21 protein-coding genes and 1 pseudogene are annotated in these 20,962 nt (G+C 42.0%); 21 read left to right on the top strand and 1 reads right to left on the bottom strand.

Annotated elements, in window-relative coordinates:
- Nucleotides 1–270: 270 nt before the first annotated feature.
- From ACQRBH_RS15710 to ACQRBH_RS15635, 16 genes and pseudogenes are all read left to right on the top strand, one after another.
- On the top strand, nucleotides 271–2,751 hold the full coding sequence (locus ACQRBH_RS15710; RefSeq protein WP_427762413.1) for a LuxR C-terminal-related transcriptional regulator: 2,481 nt from the start codon (nucleotides 271–273) through the stop codon (nucleotides 2,749–2,751).
- Between the two features lie 92 nt (nucleotides 2,752–2,843).
- Entirely contained in the window at nucleotides 2,844–3,083 is a 240-nt protein-coding gene (locus ACQRBH_RS15705; RefSeq protein WP_427744945.1) for a hypothetical protein, read from the top strand.
- 31 nt (nucleotides 3,084–3,114) lie between these two features.
- Complete coding sequence (locus tag ACQRBH_RS15700; protein ID WP_427744944.1) at nucleotides 3,115–3,972, top strand: hypothetical protein; 858 nt, start codon at nucleotides 3,115–3,117, stop codon at nucleotides 3,970–3,972.
- 116 nt (nucleotides 3,973–4,088) lie between these two features.
- The gene (asnB, locus tag ACQRBH_RS15695) at nucleotides 4,089–5,918 is read left to right on the top strand and encodes an asparagine synthase (glutamine-hydrolyzing) (RefSeq protein ID WP_427762412.1); all 1,830 of its coding nucleotides are present in this window, start codon (nucleotides 4,089–4,091) and stop codon (nucleotides 5,916–5,918) included.
- Between the two features lie 75 nt (nucleotides 5,919–5,993).
- Nucleotides 5,994–6,527 carry a LemA family protein gene (locus ACQRBH_RS15690; RefSeq protein ID WP_427744883.1) on the top strand — a complete coding sequence of 178 codons (534 nt, stop codon included), beginning with the start codon at nucleotides 5,994–5,996 and terminating at the stop codon, nucleotides 6,525–6,527.
- A gap of 17 nt (nucleotides 6,528–6,544) precedes the next feature.
- Nucleotides 6,545–7,441, top strand: coding sequence for a DUF3137 domain-containing protein (locus ACQRBH_RS15685; protein ID WP_427744881.1), 897 nt, complete (start codon nucleotides 6,545–6,547; stop codon nucleotides 7,439–7,441).
- Entirely contained in the window at nucleotides 7,438–7,635 is a 198-nt protein-coding gene (locus ACQRBH_RS15680) for a hypothetical protein (protein ID WP_427744880.1), read from the top strand. The genes ACQRBH_RS15685 and ACQRBH_RS15680 overlap by 4 nt, the downstream gene beginning before the upstream one ends.
- A gap of 447 nt (nucleotides 7,636–8,082) precedes the next feature.
- A complete protein-coding gene (locus ACQRBH_RS15675; protein WP_427744879.1) occupies nucleotides 8,083–8,205 on the top strand; it encodes a hypothetical protein in 123 nt (40 codons plus the stop codon).
- Between the two features lie 106 nt (nucleotides 8,206–8,311).
- Entirely contained in the window at nucleotides 8,312–8,539 is a 228-nt protein-coding gene (locus ACQRBH_RS15670; RefSeq protein WP_427744878.1) for a hypothetical protein, read from the top strand.
- Nucleotides 8,540–8,694: 155 nt separating this feature from the next.
- Nucleotides 8,695–9,096 carry a DUF3990 domain-containing protein gene (locus ACQRBH_RS15665; protein ID WP_427744876.1) on the top strand — a complete coding sequence of 134 codons (402 nt, stop codon included), beginning with the start codon at nucleotides 8,695–8,697 and terminating at the stop codon, nucleotides 9,094–9,096.
- The gene (locus tag ACQRBH_RS15660; RefSeq protein ID WP_427744875.1) at nucleotides 9,093–9,449 is read left to right on the top strand and encodes a hypothetical protein; all 357 of its coding nucleotides are present in this window, start codon (nucleotides 9,093–9,095) and stop codon (nucleotides 9,447–9,449) included. Before ACQRBH_RS15665 ends, ACQRBH_RS15660 begins: the two co-directional genes overlap by 4 nt.
- Before the next feature lie 12 nt (nucleotides 9,450–9,461).
- Complete coding sequence (locus ACQRBH_RS15655; protein ID WP_427744874.1) at nucleotides 9,462–10,046, top strand: hypothetical protein; 585 nt, start codon at nucleotides 9,462–9,464, stop codon at nucleotides 10,044–10,046.
- A gap of 153 nt (nucleotides 10,047–10,199) precedes the next feature.
- Nucleotides 10,200–11,042, top strand: coding sequence for a tocopherol cyclase family protein (locus ACQRBH_RS15650; RefSeq protein ID WP_427744873.1), 843 nt, complete (start codon nucleotides 10,200–10,202; stop codon nucleotides 11,040–11,042).
- 124 nt (nucleotides 11,043–11,166) lie between these two features.
- A complete protein-coding gene (locus ACQRBH_RS15645) occupies nucleotides 11,167–11,496 on the top strand; it encodes a PadR family transcriptional regulator (protein WP_173867701.1) in 330 nt (109 codons plus the stop codon).
- Between the two features lie 3 nt (nucleotides 11,497–11,499).
- Entirely contained in the window at nucleotides 11,500–12,846 is a 1,347-nt protein-coding gene (locus ACQRBH_RS15640) for an FtsW/RodA/SpoVE family cell cycle protein (protein WP_427744872.1), read from the top strand.
- 182 nt (nucleotides 12,847–13,028) lie between these two features.
- Nucleotides 13,029–13,127, top strand: a pseudogene (locus ACQRBH_RS15635) (IS3 family transposase); the annotation flags it as partial.
- Nucleotides 13,128–13,176: 49 nt separating this feature from the next.
- Here ACQRBH_RS15635 and ACQRBH_RS15630 read toward each other — a convergent pair.
- The gene (locus ACQRBH_RS15630; RefSeq protein ID WP_427762411.1) at nucleotides 13,177–14,286 is read right to left on the bottom strand and encodes an ROK family transcriptional regulator; all 1,110 of its coding nucleotides are present in this window, start codon (nucleotides 14,284–14,286) and stop codon (nucleotides 13,177–13,179) included.
- A 340-nt stretch (nucleotides 14,287–14,626) separates the two neighbouring features.
- Here ACQRBH_RS15630 and ACQRBH_RS15625 point away from each other — a divergent pair, with 340 nt between their 5' ends.
- From ACQRBH_RS15625 to xylB, 5 genes are all read left to right on the top strand, one after another.
- Complete coding sequence (locus tag ACQRBH_RS15625; RefSeq protein WP_427762409.1) at nucleotides 14,627–16,141, top strand: sugar ABC transporter ATP-binding protein; 1,515 nt, start codon at nucleotides 14,627–14,629, stop codon at nucleotides 16,139–16,141.
- Entirely contained in the window at nucleotides 16,141–17,139 is a 999-nt protein-coding gene (locus ACQRBH_RS15620; protein ID WP_427742359.1) for an ABC transporter permease, read from the top strand. Before ACQRBH_RS15625 ends, ACQRBH_RS15620 begins: the two co-directional genes overlap by 1 nt.
- Nucleotides 17,140–17,208: 69 nt before the next feature.
- Nucleotides 17,209–18,264 (top strand): sugar ABC transporter substrate-binding protein, encoded by a 1,056-nt coding sequence (locus ACQRBH_RS15615; RefSeq protein ID WP_427742360.1) that lies wholly within the window; start codon nucleotides 17,209–17,211, stop codon nucleotides 18,262–18,264.
- Between the two features lie 97 nt (nucleotides 18,265–18,361).
- Nucleotides 18,362–19,411, top strand: a complete 1,050-nt coding sequence (locus ACQRBH_RS15610) for an NAD(P)-dependent alcohol dehydrogenase (RefSeq protein WP_427742362.1) — start codon at nucleotides 18,362–18,364, stop codon at nucleotides 19,409–19,411.
- 37 nt (nucleotides 19,412–19,448) lie between these two features.
- Entirely contained in the window at nucleotides 19,449–20,912 is a 1,464-nt protein-coding gene (xylB, locus tag ACQRBH_RS15605; RefSeq protein ID WP_427742364.1) for a xylulokinase, read from the top strand.
- The last annotated feature ends 50 nt before the right edge of the window (nucleotides 20,913–20,962 follow it).

Raw genomic sequence — 20,962 nt, 5'->3', positions numbered from 1 at the left:
TATCTACAAGGCTTTACAGTCGTAAGGAACTATTTGCCTTGCGGTTTGGGCAGAGAACGGTGTGACCGTAGAGGTCACACCCTTTTTCTGCGTCCAAGGGTAGATTCTGCAATCATGGGTACTGCCAGCAGATTCTTTCCTTGTTCACATCTCTATGATATAATTAGAATAAAAAAACACGATACTGGTACTCAACAATTAGTGCACAACCACACAATGTTTGTCAGGTTGTCTGTTCAATGAAAGAAAGAATAGTCAGAGGTACGTATTATGCCAAAATCAAAATGGAATCTGAACACCATCTATATATCCGAACGTCTGCAGGAAAGTCTGCGGCCCATCGCCCACAGCGCCCTGACTGCGGTGATTGCGCCCATGGGTTACGGTAAGACCACGGCGGTGAACTGGTATCTGGCAGAATACGCCAAGATGGAACCAATCAAAATCATTCGGATCAGCGTATATTCCGATAACCTCGCCATCTTCTGGAAAAGTGCGCAGGACGCCTTTGCCCGTGAGGGCTTTGATTTCCTGCGGGATTATGCCTGCCCCACGGATGTCGCGGGCGGTGGACTGCTGGCGGATGATCTGTGCCGCGAGCTGGCGGGAGAAACAACCTGCTATGTGTTCATAGACGATTTTCACCTTCTGACAAACGAAAGCATTGCTCGTTTCCTCTGCACGCTGGCGGGGCGTCTGCCCGGAAATGTGCATCTGATCGTTGCCAGCCGTGACCGCTTTCTTCCGGCTGCGGAGGTCGTCAGGCTTGGGAACAGGGTTTATCAGATCGGCATGGAGCAGCTGCGGCTGAACCACACGGAGCTTTCCATTTATGCCCGCCGCTGCGGAGCCGGCCTCTCCGCCGCGCAAGTGGATTCTCTGCTCTATTCCAGTGAGGGCTGGTTTTCTGCTGTCTATCTGAATCTTCGGACGCTTTCCGAGCGCGGTGCGCTGCCGGACCGCAACTCCGACATTTACGCCACCTTCACTGCCGCCATGATCGACCCACTGCCGGAAAAGCAGCGGGAGTTTCTGGCGGTCATGGGTCTTGCCGATGAGTTCACTGTGGAGATGGCTCGTTTTGTCACCGAGGACGCTGACGCGGAAAAGCTGCTCTCCTTGCTGACCGCCCAGAACGCCTTCGTGACCTGCCTGCCGGACGGCGTGACCTATCGCTTTCACCACATGATGAAGGAGTGTGCCGAGCGCACCTTCCTGACACTGACGAAAGAGAAGCAGGCGCACTGCCGTGAATGTTTCGGCGCATGGTATGAGGAGCATCAGCAGTACATACAAGCCTTGACCGCCTATCGAAAAAGTGGGGATTACGACTCCCTGCTGCGTGTTGTGGAAAAGGACGCAGGCATTCTGCTTTCCTCGCTGAACCCACAGACGGTGCTTGACGACATTGCGTCGTGTCCCGTTTCCACCCTGAAAGCACATCCTCTGGCGCTCCTTGTGCTGATGCGCAGTATGTTCAACTGGCGGAATATTCCCAAAATGCTGGAATTGAAGGAGCTTTTGCTGACTGCCATACGGGAGCAGCCCGAACTGTCCCCACAGGAGCGAGGCAATCTGCTGGGTGAGTGCGACCTGATCATGAGCTTCCTCTGCTACAACGACATCAGCGCCATGAGTCGTCTTCACCGCAGCGCCAGTAGCCAGATGTCCCGCCTTGCCATCAGTATACAGAAAAGCGGCGGCTGGACCTTTGGCTCACCGTCCGTTTTGATGATGTACTATCGTGCGCCGGGCGAGCTGAAAAGCGAGCTTGCAGAGATGGACGAGTGTATGCCCCACTACTATAAAATCACCGATGGTCACGGACAGGGTGCGGAAACCATCATGCGGGCAGAGGCAGCATTCATGCAAGGGCGTTTCACGGACGCGCACATCGGGCTGGAAAGCGCCTATGCCCAGATCGAGGGCAACGGGCAGGAGAACATGGCTCTGTGCTGTGATTTTCTGGCACGGCGGCTCTCCCTGCATACGGATATGGAGCAGCGCTATTCCTTCGCGGAACGCCGTGAGGCTCTGCTGAACAAGCACAACGCCACATGGCTGAATATATGGAGCGCCACAAGCGCCTATTATCACGCTCTGCTGGGCAAAACGGATAAAATTCCTTCTGTTTTTGCGGAGCATCAGCTCTCTACAATACATTTTCTGGCGCCGGGCAAGCCTATGATGGAACTAATTGAAAATCAGGTGTACCTCACGCAGGGTTCTTACGCCAAGGTCATCGGCCGCAGTGAGGGACAGCTTGCTGTGTGCGATGCCATGCACTACGCATTGGTGGCACTGCACGTCCGCATTCAGGTGGCTGCGGCATACGAGCTGCTGGGCAAGCACCGGGAGGCCCGCAATCTGCTGACCCAAGCTCTTGCAGAGGCGGAGCCGGATGGCTTTGTCATTCTTTTTGTGGAAAACTACCGCTATCTGAAGCCACTGCTTGCGCAGGAAATACAGAGCGGTATTGTGAAAAAGATTGTGGAACTGGGCGAAGCGGCCAAGCAGCGCAAAAGCAGCACTGACCGCCCCATGGTTTTTACTGCTCTGACGGAGCGGGAATATGAAATTGTACTTTTTATGGCGGAGTTTTTGACGAACCGAGAGATTGCGGAAAAGCTGTTTCTCTCCGAGGGCAGTGTAAAGCAGTATATCAATCAGATTTACTCCAAACTGCATATAGAGGGCGACGCCCGAAGCAAGAGAAAGCGGCTGTTGGCACTCCTTTCGCAAAAAACCTAACCTTTGGTTAATATTTTTTTCTTGGCATCCATCGTACAATAATTGTACGGTGGATTTTTTGTTTATGAAACCACTAGAAAGGAGGCATATATTTGGACCGAAGGTATCTTACAGCCGTTGCGCCGCTGCCGAACCACATTTTGCAGGTGGATTTCGTATCTGGGGCCCGCCTGCTGTTGGACATGAAGCCGTATCTCGATAAGATTCGGTTTCTTCCGCTGAATGACCCGGTGGTGTGGAATAGTGCCGTGACCAACGGTATTTTTGTCCGCTTCGGCAATGTGGAACTGAGCCACGATGAAATACTGTCCATGGTGGAGCAGGAGCATTGAGCTACACGTATGAAAAAGGGAGATAACGAATATGAAAAAACGAAGTATTTTTTTAACACTGGCTATGCTCATTTGCCTGCTTGCAGCCTGCGGGAGCGCATCGCCTTCCGGCGATTCAGCCTCATCGAAGCCGGCGGAACCGTCGCAAAGCGAAACAGAGAGTACTCAGACCGATATCCTCTATGCCGTTTTCAGTGCTGAAGATGTCAAAGAATACCCCATTGAATATACCGGCGCCAAGAAAACCGCTGAGGAGCTGGCGCAAGAGCTGACCAGGCTGACCGGACTGGACTTTATCATCACCTCCAGCAAGGCCGATGACGGCTGGATTGTTGACTGGTCTGCAGATTCTACGCTGATTGCGGGACTTGATGATCGTGAGCAAAAGGAGGAGTTCCATTTCTTCGACCAGGATTCGCTGTGCTGGTTCATGATGGACAGCCTTTGGCGCACCCTGACTGAGAATCTGAACGCCGAGAATATCTATTACACCATGGATGGCGGCAGGGAATTGTTCTTTGAGGAACTGTATTCTGTCAACGTGTTCCCCTCTGATATCCCCTATATGGGATCGGAATTTTACTTCGCCCATGCCGATGTGCGGGGCGATGATGAACAGGTCTGCCTGCCGGACGCACAGTCGGCCTATCAGGGTTTCTGGGAGTACCCCGATGGAACCATTCTTGAGATCAGTGACGAAGGATGGTGGAATACCTATATGGCGGATGAATTTACCCCGTTTGCATGGGGACCGGTGGAATATGATGAGGAAGCTGTCTATCTGATGAATGACGACGGATCTTCCGGCGGAGGCAGGGCTTATTTTGATGAGAACGGCAACCTGATTGAATCCGGCTATGTCCTGACCTACCTCGGGCTGTATCGGTGATGTTCCGAAGGGCTGATCGACATTCTGCAGGAAAAGCATAACTGTTTTAATAATGTAGGGGCAGGTGTGAATTTAAGAAAAAGATATGCAAAGGATAAGTGAGGGTATAGTGAAATATGTGTGGTATATGTGGTTTTATTGGAAAAAAAGAGAATAGAGCAGCTGTTTTGGCAGATATGATGGATGCAATTCGACATAGGGGGCCTGATTCTGACGGGATTTATCAGAAAGATAATGTTTCTCTGGGATTCTGCAGACTTTCTATTATCGATTTAGAAGGCGGAAATCAGCCGATTTTTAATGAGGATGGTACTATTTGTCTGGTCTTTAACGGTGAGATATATAACTATCGTGAATTAAGAGAAGAACTGGAACAGAGAGGACATATTTTTTCGACAGTATCTGATTCGGAAACATTGATACATGGATATGAAGAGTATGGTGAGGGGGTACTTCAGAGACTACGGGGAATGTTTGCGTTTACAATATGGGATTCCAAAAAGAAAAGGTTATTTGCAGCCAGAGATTTTTTTGGCATAAAACCATTTTATTATGCAGAGATTGAAGGATGTTTTGTATTTGCATCTGAGATTAAAAGTATTCTTCGCTTTCCAGGATATCAAAAAAAAGTAAATGAAAAGGCATTGGAACAATATCTGGCTTTCCAATATTCGGCATTAAATGAATCATTCTTTGAAGGAATTTACAGACTCGATCCGGGACATTTTCTTGTCTATGAAAATAAGAATCTGAATATTCAAAGATATTTTACACCGGATCTGGCACCACAGGATGTGGATATGGATGAGAATGAGATGGTGAAAGAATTGGAGAATGTTCTGGAGCATTCTTTGAAGCGGCATATGATCAGTGATGTGGAAGTCGGGACGTTTCTTTCCGGTGGTATTGACTCAAATTATCTGGCAGCCGGACTGGGAAAGGTAAAGTCATTTACAGTAGGCTTTGGAGGGGAAGATAATCGATACAGTGAAATCAAATACGCCGGAGAGCTTAAAGAAATATATCCTTTGGAAAGTTATTCTAAAATAATTACAAAGGAGGAATTTTGGACGGCACTTCCCAAAGTCATGTATCATATGGACGAGCCAAATGGAGATGCTTCTGCAGTTGCATTGTATTTTGTGGCGAAAGAGGCAGCAAAACATGTCAAGGTAGTTTTATCAGGTGAGGGCTCAGATGAATTCTTTGGTGGTTATAATATTTATCTTGAGCCGGAGGCTTTAAGGTGGATGAACTGGATTCCCAAAAAGATCAGGCGCAAAGCTGCCCGTGCAGCAGAAAAATTGCCGGATATGAAAGGACGGAATTATTTAATCCGTGCAGGGATACCGATTGAGGAACGGTACATAGGAAATGCACATATCTTCAGTAATTATGAGATACAACAACTTCTGAAACATAATACAAATGTGACGTCAAGCGAACAGTTTTTAAAAAATCAATATGAAGACACCCTGGAACTGGATACGATGAGCAGGATGCAGCAGATTGATATTAATAACTGGTTACCGGGAGACATCCTGCAAAAAGCTGATAGGATGAGTATGGCTAATTCATTGGAAGTCAGGGTTCCGTATTTGGATTACGATGTTTTTGAATTGGCAAGAAAGTTACCGGAAAATGCAAAAACAAGAAAACATCAGACGAAATATCTGTTCAGACAAGTAGCTGCAAAAAAGCTGCCTTCCCAGATCGTGAATCGGAAAAAGTTGGGCTTTCCGGTTCCTATCCGGGTGTGGATCAAGGAAGAACCATGGAGAAGTGAGATTGAGAAAGCATTTACCAGTGAGACAGCCCGCTATTTCTTCCATGTAAAGAACTTACTTGAGTTACTGGAGAAACATGTAAAAGGGGAACAGGATAATAGTAGACAAATATGGACCGTGTATATGTTTCTTGTATGGCATCAGGTATATTTTACTTAAACTGTGCAGTGCAGTATGAATCAGGTCTGATTTGTTTTGGAAGAATGAAAAATATGTAGAAAGGAAGAACTTGTTATGAATCCGATCATTGTTATTCTGATTGTAGTTTTGGTCATCGTTTATTGGTGTATCAAAACGGTCAATGACATCAAGAAAAAAGAAATTCGTGTGCAGGAGGGACTCTCCGGCGTAGAGGTAGCGTTAACCAAGCGCTACAATGTGCTTACCAAAATGTTGGATACCGCCAGGGGCTATATGTCGCATGAAAGCGAGCTGTTCACAAAGGTCATCGAGCTTCGTCGCGGTATGACCATTGCGGAGATGAACGACGCCCAACAGCAGATGGATACCCTGAGCGGAAAGATTTTTGCCGTGGCAGAGAACTATCCGGAGCTTCGCTCCAGCGATGTTTTTGTAGAGCTTCAGCGGGGAATCCGCGACGCGGAAGAGCATTTACAGGCTGCTCGTCGATTGTATAACAGCAACGTTACTGCCTACAATACGGCGATTGCTATGTTCCCGGCTAAGCTTTTAGCAGGCGGACGTCAGCCTGCGGAATTCTTTGTTGCAGATGCAGGCAAGCGCGAAGATGTAAAAATCTCGTTTTAAGAAAGGAATTGATAATTATGGAAGAAAAGCAAATGATGACAAATAAAGAGCTGGAATCCCAGATCCAATCATTACGCAGCAAGGAATTGATTTTCAAGATTCTGACTTACGCTTGTGGCGCGGGGATGATTTTAATGCTCATAACCGGAATGATCCCAATTGCGATTATTATGCTTGTGGCTTCGCTGGCGTGCGGGTATCAGTTATCCTCTGCCACCAGCACGCTTAAAAAGACGCTTAGCGATAATATCATCGGCAGTGTGATTAAAGAAGTGCTGGGTGATGATGTGGAATATAATCCCTGGGGCAAAATAAACCCTGGCAGCATGGTATTTCCATTCTCTTATAACGCCGCGGATGGCAGCGATCACATCAAGGCAGTCTACAATGGGCTGAACATTGAACTTGGTGATATCGAATTGATCTATGAGGAAGAGTACAGCGAAGAAGACGGACGCAGAGAAATTGAACGTGCTTCACAATTTAAGGGGCAGTGGCTTACCTGCGACTTTGGTAAGGAACTTGCCGGTGAAGTATATATCTCAGAGTGGGGTAAAAAAGATCGTAAACGTATGAAAAGCAATGTCACGATGGATAACGAACAATTTAGTAAGCGCTTCTGTGTAAGAGCGAATAATCCGCAGGAAGCGTACTACATCCTTACACCAAACATGATGGAATATATTATCAATATGGCCAATAAAAGTGGAGGCACTGTCTATCTGTCATTTTTACGAGGCGGAAAGATGCACGTTGCGGTAAAGAGCGGGCGCGACTTCTTTGAACTTGGAAAAAGTAATGCTAATGTGGAAGAACTGCGCCAGAAATTCCTGAATGAGCTGCGCTGGTTTACCGATATTGTCGACACACTGCGTGTGGAAGATACTCTCTATAAAAAGGTGACAAACGAATGACGCTGGGAATGGCTATCTTGTTATTGGCAGTGGCAGTGACAGGCATTGTGCTGGTCTTTCGGGATATGCGAGAAAAGCCGAAACTACGCATCGTTTGTCTTGTACTGTTGTCTTTGATCGTATTGGTTCTTGTCGGATATATCGCTCTGACTTTGATTTTTGTGGATGCGGCCAGAAACCAACCCCCTGCTTGACAGGGCGGAACAATAACAATAGAGAAGTGTTTTGGGACAAAGTCGATTAGCCTGTAAAGGACAAAATTAAGTATTCTAAACAGCAGTGGAAAAGAGTGTAATTGGAAATCATTCAGAGCATCTTTTACCGCTGCTGTTTTTGTGTCTAAATTCAATGCACACTTTTGAGCTGAAACTCTTATAACCACTAACCTTAATTAATTCCGTTAAGTTATTGCGCTACAGAGCCGAGTATAAATAGTAGGCGATGGTTTATAAGTACTATGATTATCCCACAAGTTCATTGTGAACTTGTGGGATTTTTGATATGATAAAACATCTAAGGGATGGTGGTAATACGAAGTCGAGAAATTCACATGTGCAGACAATGATTAGAATGCTAGGCTTTGGAGATAATGACGGTTCTGATTTTCTACGATTCTTGATACTTGGGAGGTGGATTGAAATATGAGCACATCATATAGTATTTATCGCCTTGCAAAACCGACAAAGCATGAATTGGCGGGTATAGATTATTTTTCAGTATATGATTCGTTCCCAATTTGTGACAATACTGTTGACACAAATTAGTTGGAGCAATCATCTTGCGATTATGTCCAAGGTAAAACCGCAGAGCAGAAACATTTTATATAACGCTTTGTATCAAGGAAGAATCTACACATTTGTCAGAGGAGAAATGAAATCATACGGTGCTATGGTATTTCTAAAAGAAGTTTCCAATCAATATGGTTTTCAATCCTGTTTATTTGAAGAACTTGAGCCTTATAACAGACAAATTGTAGCGGAAGCGTATGAAAAGTGGTTGAAAAAGGAATTGGAAATGGCTGAGGAGGATATTGAAAAAGGTAGAGTTTATACGATTGAAGAAGTTCAGGAACATCTTGATAAAATGCTGCAGGAATAAATGATTTTGAGATAATAACTAGGTTATCATATGAGAGAGCCAATTGAAAATGTGAGCTTATTCTGGAAGACAGTATGATGCGAGTAAAAGGGAAACAGAATCGTGCTTTGAAAATGAAAAATAATTCAGTATAATTATGGCAAGGAGGTAGGCACATGGATGAAACTAAATTTATATATCATGGAAGTAATGCCATCGTGCAAAAACCTAAGATTTTGATCAACGGTCATTACAAAGATTTTGGATATGGATTCTATTGTACGAATCTAAAGAAACAGGCAAAACGATGGGCTTTGACGAAACGTGGAGAATCCGTTGTGAACAGCTATGCATATACGAAAAACAGCGATTTGAAAATATGCTCTTTCGAAAAAATGACAGAGGAATGGCTGGAGTTTGTGGTGAATTGCCGAAGAGGTAAGGAGCATGAATTTGATATTGTGGATGGACCTATGGCAGACGATCAGATTTGGGATTATGTAGAAGATTATATGACAGGTAATATTTCTAAAGAAGCATTGAAAACATTGCATTTTGAAGGGAGTGAAAAGCTATGAAAAACATATATTTCCCGGATGAAGAAATCAAGAAGAACGATGTGTATTTTATTTGTTATATGATTGAACGGGTCGCAAGAACACTCTATCAGCGTAACAAGTATGTGGTAAATAAGATTGGCAAGGCGGAGCTGGAACATTTGATTAGTGTAGCAAATGTTCTTCATGCGGAAAATCCTTTGGCAGTGGAAGATGACTGGATTGAAGAATATGACCTTGCGGAGGGGAATGTTGATGTTACTGCAGTAGATTCAGAACTGGTAACAACAATTCCCAGTGCAACCCAGATGGGAAAGATTTATCAGAGGTTGATTTACAAATCCGTGGCAACATTCTGGCAAACGGGTATTTAAGGAGACACGACTATGGGAGTATTTGATAAATTTAAGAAAAGAAAAACAGATAATGATACTAAATCACATGAATATAGGAAAAATTTGACAACAGGTAGTGGGATGTGGGCACTCTGGAATTATGAAGCGTATCAAAACGTCAATGATTATGAAAAATGGGAACCTTTATTTTGCGAAGACGAAGATATAAAAAAACAAATAGAGAAAAAAGTATTCGTTCCTATTTATATTTTTGAAGATGGTTGCCGTGCTTTTTCGCTTAAAATTGATTGTGAATTATCTGAAAGAGAACAAAAATATGTTTGCATTAAATCAGAAGAATATCTCTTTTACTCAAATGGAAAATCTGTTCTTTCCGGAATTGACAGTATAAATACAAATGTTTCTGAAGAGGAAGCCATTATATTTGATTTGCCCAAAGGATATTATGAAGTATCGATATACCTGCTTAGTTGGGATGAAGAACCTGAAGCCTATCTGGACAACGGAAATATCAATCCAAATGCACTTTCAGATTTTGTGGTATTATTAAAATCAAATGCTGATGAAAAAAAGAAGTATCGTCAAAAAATAAATACTTTTTTAGAAAATGATTAAGGTATGCACTGTCCTATCTCATATTAATTGCAAGTGCTGTTGTAATGATTATCGCTAATCGGAAAAAGAATACAAGGCGAAGAGATGACAACATGAATCAATCCGGCTTTCATGGGGAATACTTAAGAGTATTTATCGATGGAGGCTGAAGATATGAAAGGTATGTTTTATGGATGGTATATGAAATGTCAGTCCGCTTCACAAACTCTGGCAGTGATTCCGGCAGTACACCAAAGTGGAAAGGAATGCACCTGTTCGATTCAGCTGATTACGGATCATGATGCCTGGAATGCTGTATTTCCGATAGAAATGTTTCGGAAACGGGGGAGGAATATTTGGATTGGGGAAAATCAATTTGGTCAGAATGGTCTGAAGCTGAAGATACGAATTCCAGGATTGACAGTAGATGGAAAACTGGATTTTGGTCCACTTTCTCCGCTGCGATATGATGTGATGGGACCATTTGCCATGATTCCGTTTATGGAATGTCGCCACAGTGTGTGGAGTATGAGACATAGGGTAAATGGAACGCTGCGCATCCAGGATCAGATTTTTCATTTTCAGAATGCAAGAGGTTACTGGGAGGGGGATAAAGGACGTTCATTTCCAAAGAAATATGCATGGACGCAATGCTTTTTTTCGGGTGGTTCTCTGATGCTGTCTGTGGCGGATATTCCTATGGCGGGAGTTCGCTTTACTGGTGTGATTGGTGTTATCCTGTGGTACGGAAAGGAGTATAGGCTGGCTACTTATCTGGGAGCAAAAGTGGTGCAGATTCAAAATGGGAAGATTCGGATTGTACAGGGGAACATGGAATTAGAAGTCCGCTTGCTGGAAAGTATAAAGTGTTCCCTGAAAGCTCCGATGGCAGGAAATATGGAAAGAACCATTCGGGAAGGAGCAGCCTGCAGGGCCTTGTATCGTTTTTATAAAAACGGAAGTCCTGTTTTTGATTTTGAAACAGACAAAGCATCTTTTGAATATGAATATCCATAAGTTGCCCGACCAATCTGATTTGGGACAATGAAACGTATGATAAAAAGTCTTGACAAATAATGTTTGTCCTCATATTATATAGGTAACCGATATATAGATTGCCTATATAAGGAGGGTGAAGTTTATGGCTATTGAAAAATCATTAGTTTCCGGAAGTATGACGATGCTTATTTTGAAACTGCTGTCTGAAAAGGACATGTATGGCTATGAGATGATAGATACATTACGCCGGAAATCTCAGAACGTGTTTGAATTGAAGGCCGGAACACTGTATCCACTGCTTCACAGTCTTGAAGAGAAAGGATTGTTGGTGGTATACGAGCAGGAAGCCGGAGGAAAGACCAGAAAGTATTATAGTCTGACAAAACAGGGCAGAACGCTTCTGGAAAAGAAAACGGAAGAATGGAAAGAGTATTCTGCAGCAGTATCGAGTGTTCTTGCATTGGAGGTGTAATGGATGGATGAATATTTAAAGACATTGCTGGAACAGATTCGCTGTAAGAAGGCACGACCTTATATCCGACAGGAATTGCAGGATCATATAGAAGATCAGATTGCGGAAAACATGCATGCCGGAATGGACCGTGAGCGTGCAGAAAAAGAGGCTGTCAGAGATATGGGAGATCCGGTCGAAACGGGGGTTTCCCTTGATCGTATTCATAAACCACAGATTGCATGGAAGCTTCTGGTTATGGTTATCCTGCTTAGCGTTGCCGGGATTTTGACACATATCATGATTGCCAGGCATATCAGTGAGGGAGATGCGTCTGCTTCCGGAAGATACGTGATTCATGTCATGGTGGGAATTGCAGTCATGATTTTCCTGTACTTTTTGGATTATACATTATTAGCAAGATTTTCCAAGGTGATTGCAGTCATATTATTAGCGATGTGCTTACTGACCTTGTATTTTGGATGTACGGTAAATGGTATGAGATATTTCATAATTATAGGGGGAGGGTCTGTATCCATACCGGCATTGATGCTGTTTTATGTTCCGATATATGGAGGTGTCATATATCAATATCATGGATCGGGTTATACAGGATTGCTAAAAGCAATTGTATGGATGGTGATACCGGTTGTTTTGGTTTTGCGGATGCCGGCAATGATGACTGCCGGTCTGATGCTGATATCTATGCTTGTGATGTTGACAATCGCGATTCAGAAGGACTGGTTTGTTGTACAGAAGAAAAAAGCAATGGGCGGACTTTGGGGGATTTTCATGGTTATGCCAGCTGCAGTTTTCCTTATGATGTATTTGGGAAATGCTTTCGCACCCTATCAGAAGGCACGTATACAGGCAGTTTTTTCTAATAGTGGAGATGCCGATTATCTTACAGCGAAATTGCGTTCTTTATTGACAGTAAATAAATTTGCGGGAAACAGTGGGGTGGATGTAACTGAAATGTTGCCTGCGTATAATGCAGATTATATATTGGCTTATTTATCATCTGTGTATGGAATGCTCGCGGCGATTCTTATATGCTGCATTTTAGCTGTGCTGATTCATACTGTTTTTCATACAGCCATGAGGCAGAAGAACCAGTTGGGCATGATGATGGGATGTGGATGTGGCATGATATTTCTTGTAAGCTTTTTGATAAATGTATTGGAAAATGTAGGAGCATTTCCACCGGCAGCGACATTTATGCCATTTTTATCTGCAGGAGGAAGTTATATTATTGTTTCTTATGGACTAATGGGTATTGTGCTGAGCATATACAGATATAAAAATGTTTATCCGCAGCATGTCGGGATTCGCCAGAATAAAAACAGGATTATAAGTAAAGTATCTGGATGAAATCCTGATTAGATATGCCTCGTAACACGAACCACAGTGTCTCAAAGAACTGATCTTACCATACGTAACAGCGCAGTTTTATTATGATTAATGTATTTTAGCCGCCCAATCGGGCGGCTTCAGACTGTAGATATAGTCCCGGACGAGAGTCTGGGCTTTTCTTATGTTTAGGTTATCCACCAAGTATGAACAGTGCAGGTTGCAGATGCCACGATAACGCCCGATGTGAAAGTATGCAGGTCAGAATGAAAAGCGAGCTTCTCTATGATCGGTACAATACATAGACAATGACTATCGAGGAACTTAAGGCTCTCATATTGGCAATACCATTTACATACTCTGGACAAATTGATCAATGAAATAAATAGCAGCTCCTACTGCAGACGATTCTGTTTTGTAGTGGCATACATGAATAAAATCCGCATTTTTTTCGAAAGGATTCCGTTTGGCTACCTTTTCTTTTAGTATGTCAATATAATCGGTCATATACGCGCCTACATATCCTCCGAGAACAATGTCATAATCATAACATACACGAAGGTTATTTACCCCTATGGCAAGATGATTCAAATAGTCATCGAATACGCGTTGATAACCAGTGTTCGTATCTAATTCTTCGAAAAATGCTTTCAAATTCCCATCACAAAAATCAGACAAAATAAGAGCAGAACAGTATGCATCGAGACATCCGCGTTGTCCACAGTAACATTCTTTACCGTTTGGAATGATACACATGTGACCGAATTCGGAAGCGCGATGGTTATTACCTACGGAGATATATTTTCCGTTCATCGTAGCACCACCAACACTATTGCTCAGTGAAAGATAGAGCATTGCCTGGTTGGAGTCGGAATTCCAGCTTTCCGCCAACCCTGCAGAATTCGCATCATTAAATAATAAGAAAGGATATGGCAGATGTTTTTGGATTCTGTCATAAATTCCTGGAAAGGTCTGGATAACAGTGGCATAGAATATACTTTTATTATCTGAATTAAAAATTACAGGCATGGATATTCCGACGCCCAGCAATTTATTTCTTGGAATAGAATGCATGTCTAATAGCTGCTCTAGTTCCCGGGAGATGTATTCATAATATTCATCAGAGTCCACGAAACGATAACGAATACGTTTTTGAGCGATTAGATTAATATCCAGATCGATGATAGCGATAGACAGGTGATTTTTAGTTATGTCTATTCCAATAGAATATCGTGCATTTGGAACACAGCTTAAAATATTGGCTTTTCTTCCGCCGGTGGAACTAAAGGAGCCGGCATTGTAAATAAAACCATTATCTTTTAAGGCATTCAACACGTTGGTAACAGTAGGAAGGCTAAGACCTAATGCAGAGGCTATATTTTGTCGGGAACTTTGCTTTTCGTGATAGATGATACGGTAAATATCTCCGGAGTATTTATTTTTGCATAATTCATCAGTCAAGACGACTTCCCCCCCTTTTTTTATGTTTATATATGTATACAATAGAATATTTGCGGAAAAACGTCAATGTGTTATTTTGAAAAAAATACATTCATAAAAAAACTATAAAAGTATCAGTTTGGTAAAAGTAAATACAAGAACATAAATAAAAATAATTACAAAAGAATTGTTAAAAAAATAGCATAATTATAACAAAAAAGAATAAATAACTACATATAATGCACAAAAATGCAATAATAAAAATGTATAAAAGATATAAACTTTAATAAAATTATTGACATAAGTAACGGCGGGGTGTACACTTGTCTTAAATAAAAAAGAGAAAGAGAGGAGGCTAGTTATGGAGGAGATTAAAATGAGAGTATCCGGAGTTGAGAAATCATTTCCGGGTGTAAAAGCTCTTAGTAACATTGAGTTTTCGGTACGTAAAGGTACGGTGCATGCTCTTTGTGGAGAAAATGGTGCCGGTAAATCTACATTAATGAAAATTATCATGGGTCTTTATCAGGCAGATAAGGGACAGATCTACATTGATGAAAAACCGGTAAATATCAAGAACCCTATACAGGCGAGAGAAATGGGCATTTCCATGATTGCACAGGAATTGAATTATGTACCGGAGCTGTCCGTGGCAGAAAACCTGTTTTTAGGACGTCTTCCAGTTAACAAGTTCGGAAAGGTAAATTGGAAGAAGGTGAAAAAAGACGCAGCACAGTTTTTGACAGATGAAAAATTACCATACAAGCCTGAACAAAAGTTAAAAGAACTGACGGTGTCAGATATTCAGATGCTGGAAATCATTAAGGCCATTACCAATAATGCAGAAATTGTTATTATGGATGAGCCGACATCTTCCATCAGTGAAAAAGAGGTTAAGCAGTTATTTGATAAAATTGCTGAGTTGAAAGCAAAGGGCGTTTCTATCATTTACATTTCTCATAAGATGGAAGAAGTATTCCAGATTGCAGACGACATTACCGTATTACGTGACGGAACAGTGGTTTCTACTGACCGGGCTGAAGATCTTGACCTTGATACGGTTATTTCCAGAATGGTAGGAAGACAGCTTTCTAATGTGTATCCAAAGGAAGACGTTAAGATCGGTGAAAAAGCACTGGAAGTAAAGGACTTTTCACAGGAAGGGATATTTGAAAATATTAATTTTTATGCACGTAAGGGTGAAATCGTAGGATTTGCAGGACTTGTAGGTGCAGGACGAACAGAAACAATGCGCGCAGTATTTGGTCTGGATCCGCATTCGAAAGGACAGGTTTTCATTGATGGAAAAGAAGTACAGATCAAAAGCCCTCAGGACAGTATCAAGCAGAAGTTGATCATGCTTTCAGAGAGCAGACGTGACGATGGAATTGTTCCAGTAAGAAGTGTTGCAGAAAATGCTACTCTGGCATCTTTGGAAAAATATATATATGGCGGATATACGCATAAAGGAAAAGAATTAGAAGATGTAACATCTATGTTCGAGAAAATGAACGTAAAGACTCCTTCTCTGGATACAGAAATTTCAAAGCTTTCTGGTGGTAATCAGCAGAAAGTCCTTCTGGCAAGATGGATGCTTTGTGATCCGGAAGTCATGATTCTGGATGAACCTACAAGAGGTATTGATATTGGAGCAAAATTTGAAATTTATAAATTGATGACAGAGATCGTAAAAGAGGACAAAGCGGTAATCATGGTATCTTCTGAGTTGCCGGAGCTTATTGGTATGTGTGACAGAATCTATGTTATGTGCCAGGGTAGAATCTCCGGATGTATCAACAAAGAAGAGTTTTCTCAGGAAACAATTATGAAGCATGCAACCGGATTAATTGACCAAAGGTTAGAAGGAGTAGAGTAATGAAACAGAAAAAATCATATTATTTACAAAAATTTAGTATTTACATTGTACTGGTAATTTTGTTTATTGTTTGTAGCTTTATCAGCCCATATTTCTTACAGTACAGTAACCTGATCAATGTCAGCAGACAGTTGTGTGTGGGTATTCTGATTGCTTACGGCGAAATGCTTTTGATTGTCAGCGGATTCCTTGATCTGTCAGTGGGTTCAGTATTAGCTTTATCAGGTGTTCTTTCAGTATCTGTGTTTAAGAGTACCGGATCCATGGCTGCAGCATTCGCAGTTGCAATTGTTGTTGCAGTAGTATGTAACCTGATTAATGCAGTTTTTGTTGCAAATTTTAATGTTCCGGCATTTATCGCTACATTAGGTATGCAGCAGGCAGCCAGAGGTATTGCTCTTTATTACACAGGCGGACAGAATATTCTGCAGCTTGGTGACTATGTAAAAATCGGACAGGGAATGGTAGGACCGATTCCAATTCCGGTAATACTTATTGTTCTGATTACAATTGTAATCTGGTACATTGTCAATAATACAAGATATGGCCGTGGAATTTACGCAATTGGCGGAAGCAGAAGTGCTGCAGAGGCAAGTGGTATTAATTCTAAGAAGAGTATTTATACATCCTATATTATCAATGGTATTTTGGTTGGTATCGCAGGTATGATCTTCATGGCAAGAAATAATGCGGGTCTTCCAAACGGCGCTATCGGATATGAAATGACAGGTCTTACAGCAGCTATCGTTGGTGGAACATCATTTACAGGTGGTATTGGTACAGTAAGCGGAACAATCGCCGGTGCGTTTATTATCGGATTCCTTGAGAATGTAATGAACCTTGTTGGTGTAAACTCTTACATTCAGCAGGTAATCGAAGGTACGATCATTGTACTTGCAGTCGCATTTGATGTAGTAAGTAAATCAAAAAAATCTCAGAAAGTTATCATCGTTAAAGAAGAGAAAGATGATAGTGAAAAGAAACAAAAAGTCAAGTAAATCTTTGTTAATAAATATGTGCACGATAAGTGTAAATAAATTAACATCTTTCAAAAGGAGGAAGAAAGTATGAAGAAAATGAAAAAGTTACTGGCAGCATTATTGTGTGTAATGATGGTGTGCTCATTAGCAGCTTGCTCAGGTAGCAGTGAAAGCTCTGATGAGGGAGAAAGCAAAGAGGGCGGCACAAAAAAAGTTTGCTTCGTAGCACGTGCCAGTGCAGACACATTCGCAGCATGGTTAACATCCGAAATGAAGAAAAGTGCAGAAGAGTACTCTGATATCTTCACATTAGACTGCGTAAGTGGTGAAGGCGATGACAACACAGAAAACGGTCTGTTAGAGGACTGTATCACAAAGGGATATGACCTTGTAATCGTACAGTCTAACAACAACGCAGCACAGGCTCCATATGTACAGCAGCTTGTAGATGCAGGCATCCCGGTAATCACAACGAACCCAACAACACATCAGGGCGACTTGGATGGTTCTGATAGTACAGACGTTATGGAAGGAACTGGAACAGTCGATGCAGATCCTGTAGAGCAGGCTGCTGTTGGTGCAAAACGTGCAGTAGAAGAAATTCCGGAAAATGCTAATGTTGTAGTATTAAAAGGGCCTTCAGGAAACTATCATGCTGATAAGAGAAGAGAAGCATGGGATACATATTTCTTTTCAGAGCGTCCGGACGTAACAATCCTTGGTGAAGATTTTGCAAACTGGAACAGTGATGAAGCTCTGACGCTTATGGAAGCATGGGTTCAGAAAGGAACACACATCGATGCAATTATCGCTATGAACGATAACATGGCAGCTGGTGCGATCGAAGCAATCAAAGGAAATGAGGAATATGTAAAAGCAGACGGAACAACAACATTCTACGCTTATGGGGTTGACGGAACAGCTCAGGGATGTCTGTTAATCAGAGATGGTCTTCTTACATGTACAGCTCTTCAGGGAGCAAATGATATTGCTAAGATGAACATGGCATATGCAGCAAAAGTATTATCCGGTGAAATGGATATTACAGAAGTAAACGACTTTGTTGATGCACCTGAAATTAACATTGATAACGTAGAAGAATATATCAAGATGTATATCGAGAATGGTGAGATTGACGAATAATAAATGGACAAGTTAATAGATTAGTCATTCTTGTAGCGGAAGTTTATGCCTGGCAGGATTTTCCTGCTGGGCATATTTAAAAAAGGAGAGACGAGATATGAAAATGCAGAAAGGTGCTTTCATGAGAGGCACAGACAAAATGATTATTAAGGAGATCGAAGTACCAGAAGTAGGCGAGAAGGAAGTTCTTGTACAGCTTGAATATGTTGGAATCTGTGGATCTGATGTTCACTATTTCCATCATGGAAACTGCGGAGCATATAAAGTTAATTTAGAAGAAGATTATATGCTTGGTCATGAGTGTGCTGGTACTGTTGTTGAAGTAGGCGCAAACGTAAAAGACTTGAAGGTTGGAGATAAGGTTGCTCTTGAACCGGGAATCACATGTGGACAGTGTGAATTCTGTAAAGCTGGAAAATATAATCTTTGCCCGGATGTAGTATTTCTTGCAACTCCTCCGGTACAGGGATGTTATGAAGAATACATTGCATTTCCAGAGAATATGTGTTTTAAACTGCCCGAGAATATGACAACAAAAGAAGGTTGTCTGATTGAACCATTGTCTGTTGGATTCCATGCAGCAAACCAAGGCGATGTTCAAGTTGGTGAAAGCGTAGTGATTCTTGGAGCTGGATGTATTGGACTGGTAACTCTTCTTGCTTGTAAAGCACATGGAGCAGGTAACATTATCGTTGCTGATATCGTAGATGCACGTCTTGAGAAAGCAAAAGAACTGGGAGCAACTCACGTTATAAACAGTAAAGAAGTGAATGCACTTGAAGAAATTGCAAGATTAACAGGTGGAAAAGGTGCAGATAAAGTATTCGAGACAGCAGGTTCTCCGGTCACGATTGCACAGACTGCATTTGCCGTAAAACGTGGAGGAACGATTACTCTTGTTGGACTTTCTGCTCAGGAAGAGATTAATTTCAACTTTGCTCAGATTATGGATAAAGAAGCAACCATCAAATCTGTATTCCGTTATAGAAATATTTATCCAAAGGCAATTGAGGCTGTTTCTGCAGGTGCAATCGATGTAAACGGTATTGTGACTCATGAGTTTGATCTGGAACATATTCAGGAAGCGTTTGAAGAAGCGATCAACAATAAAACAGATCTTGTAAAAGCTGTAATAAAAATAAAATAAATAAAGTAAGACAGATGAATTTCTCAGGAGGATTAATATGTTATACATAGGAGTGGATCTTGGTACATCGGCAGTAAAACTTTTGTTGATGGATGCAGAAGGAGATATTAAAAACATCGTATCTAAAGAATATCCGCTGTATTTTCCACATCCGGGATGGTCAGAGCAAAGTCCGGAGGACTGGTTTGCACAGACGATGGAAGGAATTAAGGAATTAACAGCAGAAGTAGATAAGTCAGAAGTGGCAGGAATCAGTTTTGGCGGACAAATGCATGGTCTGGTAACATTAGACAAAAACGATTGTGTCATCCGTCCGGCAATTCTCTGGAATGATGGGAGAACCGGAAAAGAAACAGATTACCTGAACCAGGTGATTGGAAAAGATAAATTGTCTGAATGTACGGCAAACATTGCATTTGCCGGATTTACTGCTCCGAAGATTCTATGGATGAAAGACAATGAACCAGAGAATTTTGCAAAAGTTGTAAAAATTATGCTTCCGAAAGATTATCTGGCATATAAGCTTTCGGGTACATTCTGCACAGATGTTTCAGATGCTTCCGGTATGCTCCTGCTGGATGTAAAAAATCGCCGTTGGTCTAAAGAAATGATTGATATATGCGGCATTTCAGAGGATATGCTTCCAAAACTTTTTGAAAGCTATGAAGTGGTAGGTACACTGAAAAAAGAAATTGCAGAAGAACTTGGATTAAAAGATTCTGTAAAAGTAATTGCCGGTGCAGGAGATAATGCGGCAGCAGCCGTAGGAACAGGTACTGTAGGGGATGGCAGATGCAATATATCACTGGGAACATCGGGGACGCTTTTTGTATCAAGCAAAAAGTTTGGCGTAGATGAATATAATGCGCTACATTCATTTGACCATGCTGACGGCAACTATCACTTGATGGGATGTATGCTGAGTGCGGCATCCTGTAATAAATGGTGGTCAGAAGAAATATTAAAGACGAAGGATTTTGCTGCGGAACAAAAAGAGATTCACAAGCTGGGAGAAAATACTGTTTTCTATCTTCCTTATTTGATGGGAGAGCGTTCTCCACACAACAATCCGAAGGCGAGAGCAATGTTTATTGGAATGTCTATGGATACGACCAGAGCAGATATGACACAGGCAGTATTGGAAGGCGTTACTTTTGGATTGAGAGATTCTCTGGAAGTGGCAAGAAACCTGGGAATCCATATTGAGAGAACGAAAATCTGCGGAGGTGGTGCGAAGAGCCCGCTTTGGAAGAAAATGGTAGCAAATATCATGAATATGAAAGTGGATGTCATTGAAAGTGAAGAGGGACCGGCATTAGGAGCTGCAATGTTGGCAGCGGTAGGATGTGGAGAATACCCTTCTGTAGAAGCAGCTGCAGAGAAAATCGTAAAGATTATGGACACTATTGAGCCAGAAGAAGAACTCGTTGCAAAATACGAAGAGAAATATCAGAAATTTAAACAGATATATCCTACGGTAAAAGGTTTATATGAGTTATAAAAATCGTTACCCCACATTGATTACGAAATTAAATGTGGGGTACTTTTTTA

The organism is Bariatricus sp. SGI.161, assembly GCF_050313695.1.
Lineage (GTDB): Bacteria > Bacillota > Clostridia > Lachnospirales > Lachnospiraceae > JAFBIX01.
This window is presented reverse-complemented; position numbering and strand designations above follow the sequence as displayed.

Excerpts from the sequence above, each read along its gene's own strand:
- ACQRBH_RS15710 (WP_427762413.1), top strand. The coding sequence starts at position 271 with ATGCCAAAATCAAAATGGAATCTGAACACCATCTATATATCCGAACGT.
- ACQRBH_RS15700 (WP_427744944.1), top strand. The coding sequence starts at position 3,115 with ATGAAAAAACGAAGTATTTTTTTAACACTGGCTATGCTCATTTGCCTG.
- asnB (WP_427762412.1), top strand. The coding sequence starts at position 4,089 with ATGTGTGGTATATGTGGTTTTATTGGAAAAAAAGAGAATAGAGCAGCT.
- ACQRBH_RS15690 (WP_427744883.1), top strand. The coding sequence starts at position 5,994 with ATGAATCCGATCATTGTTATTCTGATTGTAGTTTTGGTCATCGTTTAT.
- ACQRBH_RS15685 (WP_427744881.1), top strand. The coding sequence starts at position 6,545 with ATGGAAGAAAAGCAAATGATGACAAATAAAGAGCTGGAATCCCAGATC.
- ACQRBH_RS15680 (WP_427744880.1), top strand. The coding sequence starts at position 7,438 with ATGACGCTGGGAATGGCTATCTTGTTATTGGCAGTGGCAGTGACAGGC.
- ACQRBH_RS15675 (WP_427744879.1), top strand. The coding sequence starts at position 8,083 with ATGAGCACATCATATAGTATTTATCGCCTTGCAAAACCGACAAAGCAT.
- ACQRBH_RS15670 (WP_427744878.1), top strand. The coding sequence starts at position 8,312 with ATGAAATCATACGGTGCTATGGTATTTCTAAAAGAAGTTTCCAATCAA.
- ACQRBH_RS15665 (WP_427744876.1), top strand. The coding sequence starts at position 8,695 with ATGGATGAAACTAAATTTATATATCATGGAAGTAATGCCATCGTGCAA.
- ACQRBH_RS15660 (WP_427744875.1), top strand. The coding sequence starts at position 9,093 with ATGAAAAACATATATTTCCCGGATGAAGAAATCAAGAAGAACGATGTG.
- ACQRBH_RS15655 (WP_427744874.1), top strand. The coding sequence starts at position 9,462 with ATGGGAGTATTTGATAAATTTAAGAAAAGAAAAACAGATAATGATACT.
- ACQRBH_RS15650 (WP_427744873.1), top strand. The coding sequence starts at position 10,200 with ATGAAAGGTATGTTTTATGGATGGTATATGAAATGTCAGTCCGCTTCA.
- ACQRBH_RS15645 (WP_173867701.1), top strand. The coding sequence starts at position 11,167 with ATGGCTATTGAAAAATCATTAGTTTCCGGAAGTATGACGATGCTTATT.
- ACQRBH_RS15640 (WP_427744872.1), top strand. The coding sequence starts at position 11,500 with ATGGATGAATATTTAAAGACATTGCTGGAACAGATTCGCTGTAAGAAG.
- ACQRBH_RS15625 (WP_427762409.1), top strand. The coding sequence starts at position 14,627 with ATGGAGGAGATTAAAATGAGAGTATCCGGAGTTGAGAAATCATTTCCG.
- ACQRBH_RS15620 (WP_427742359.1), top strand. The coding sequence starts at position 16,141 with ATGAAACAGAAAAAATCATATTATTTACAAAAATTTAGTATTTACATT.
- ACQRBH_RS15615 (WP_427742360.1), top strand. The coding sequence starts at position 17,209 with ATGAAGAAAATGAAAAAGTTACTGGCAGCATTATTGTGTGTAATGATG.
- ACQRBH_RS15610 (WP_427742362.1), top strand. The coding sequence starts at position 18,362 with ATGAAAATGCAGAAAGGTGCTTTCATGAGAGGCACAGACAAAATGATT.
- xylB (WP_427742364.1), top strand. The coding sequence starts at position 19,449 with ATGTTATACATAGGAGTGGATCTTGGTACATCGGCAGTAAAACTTTTG.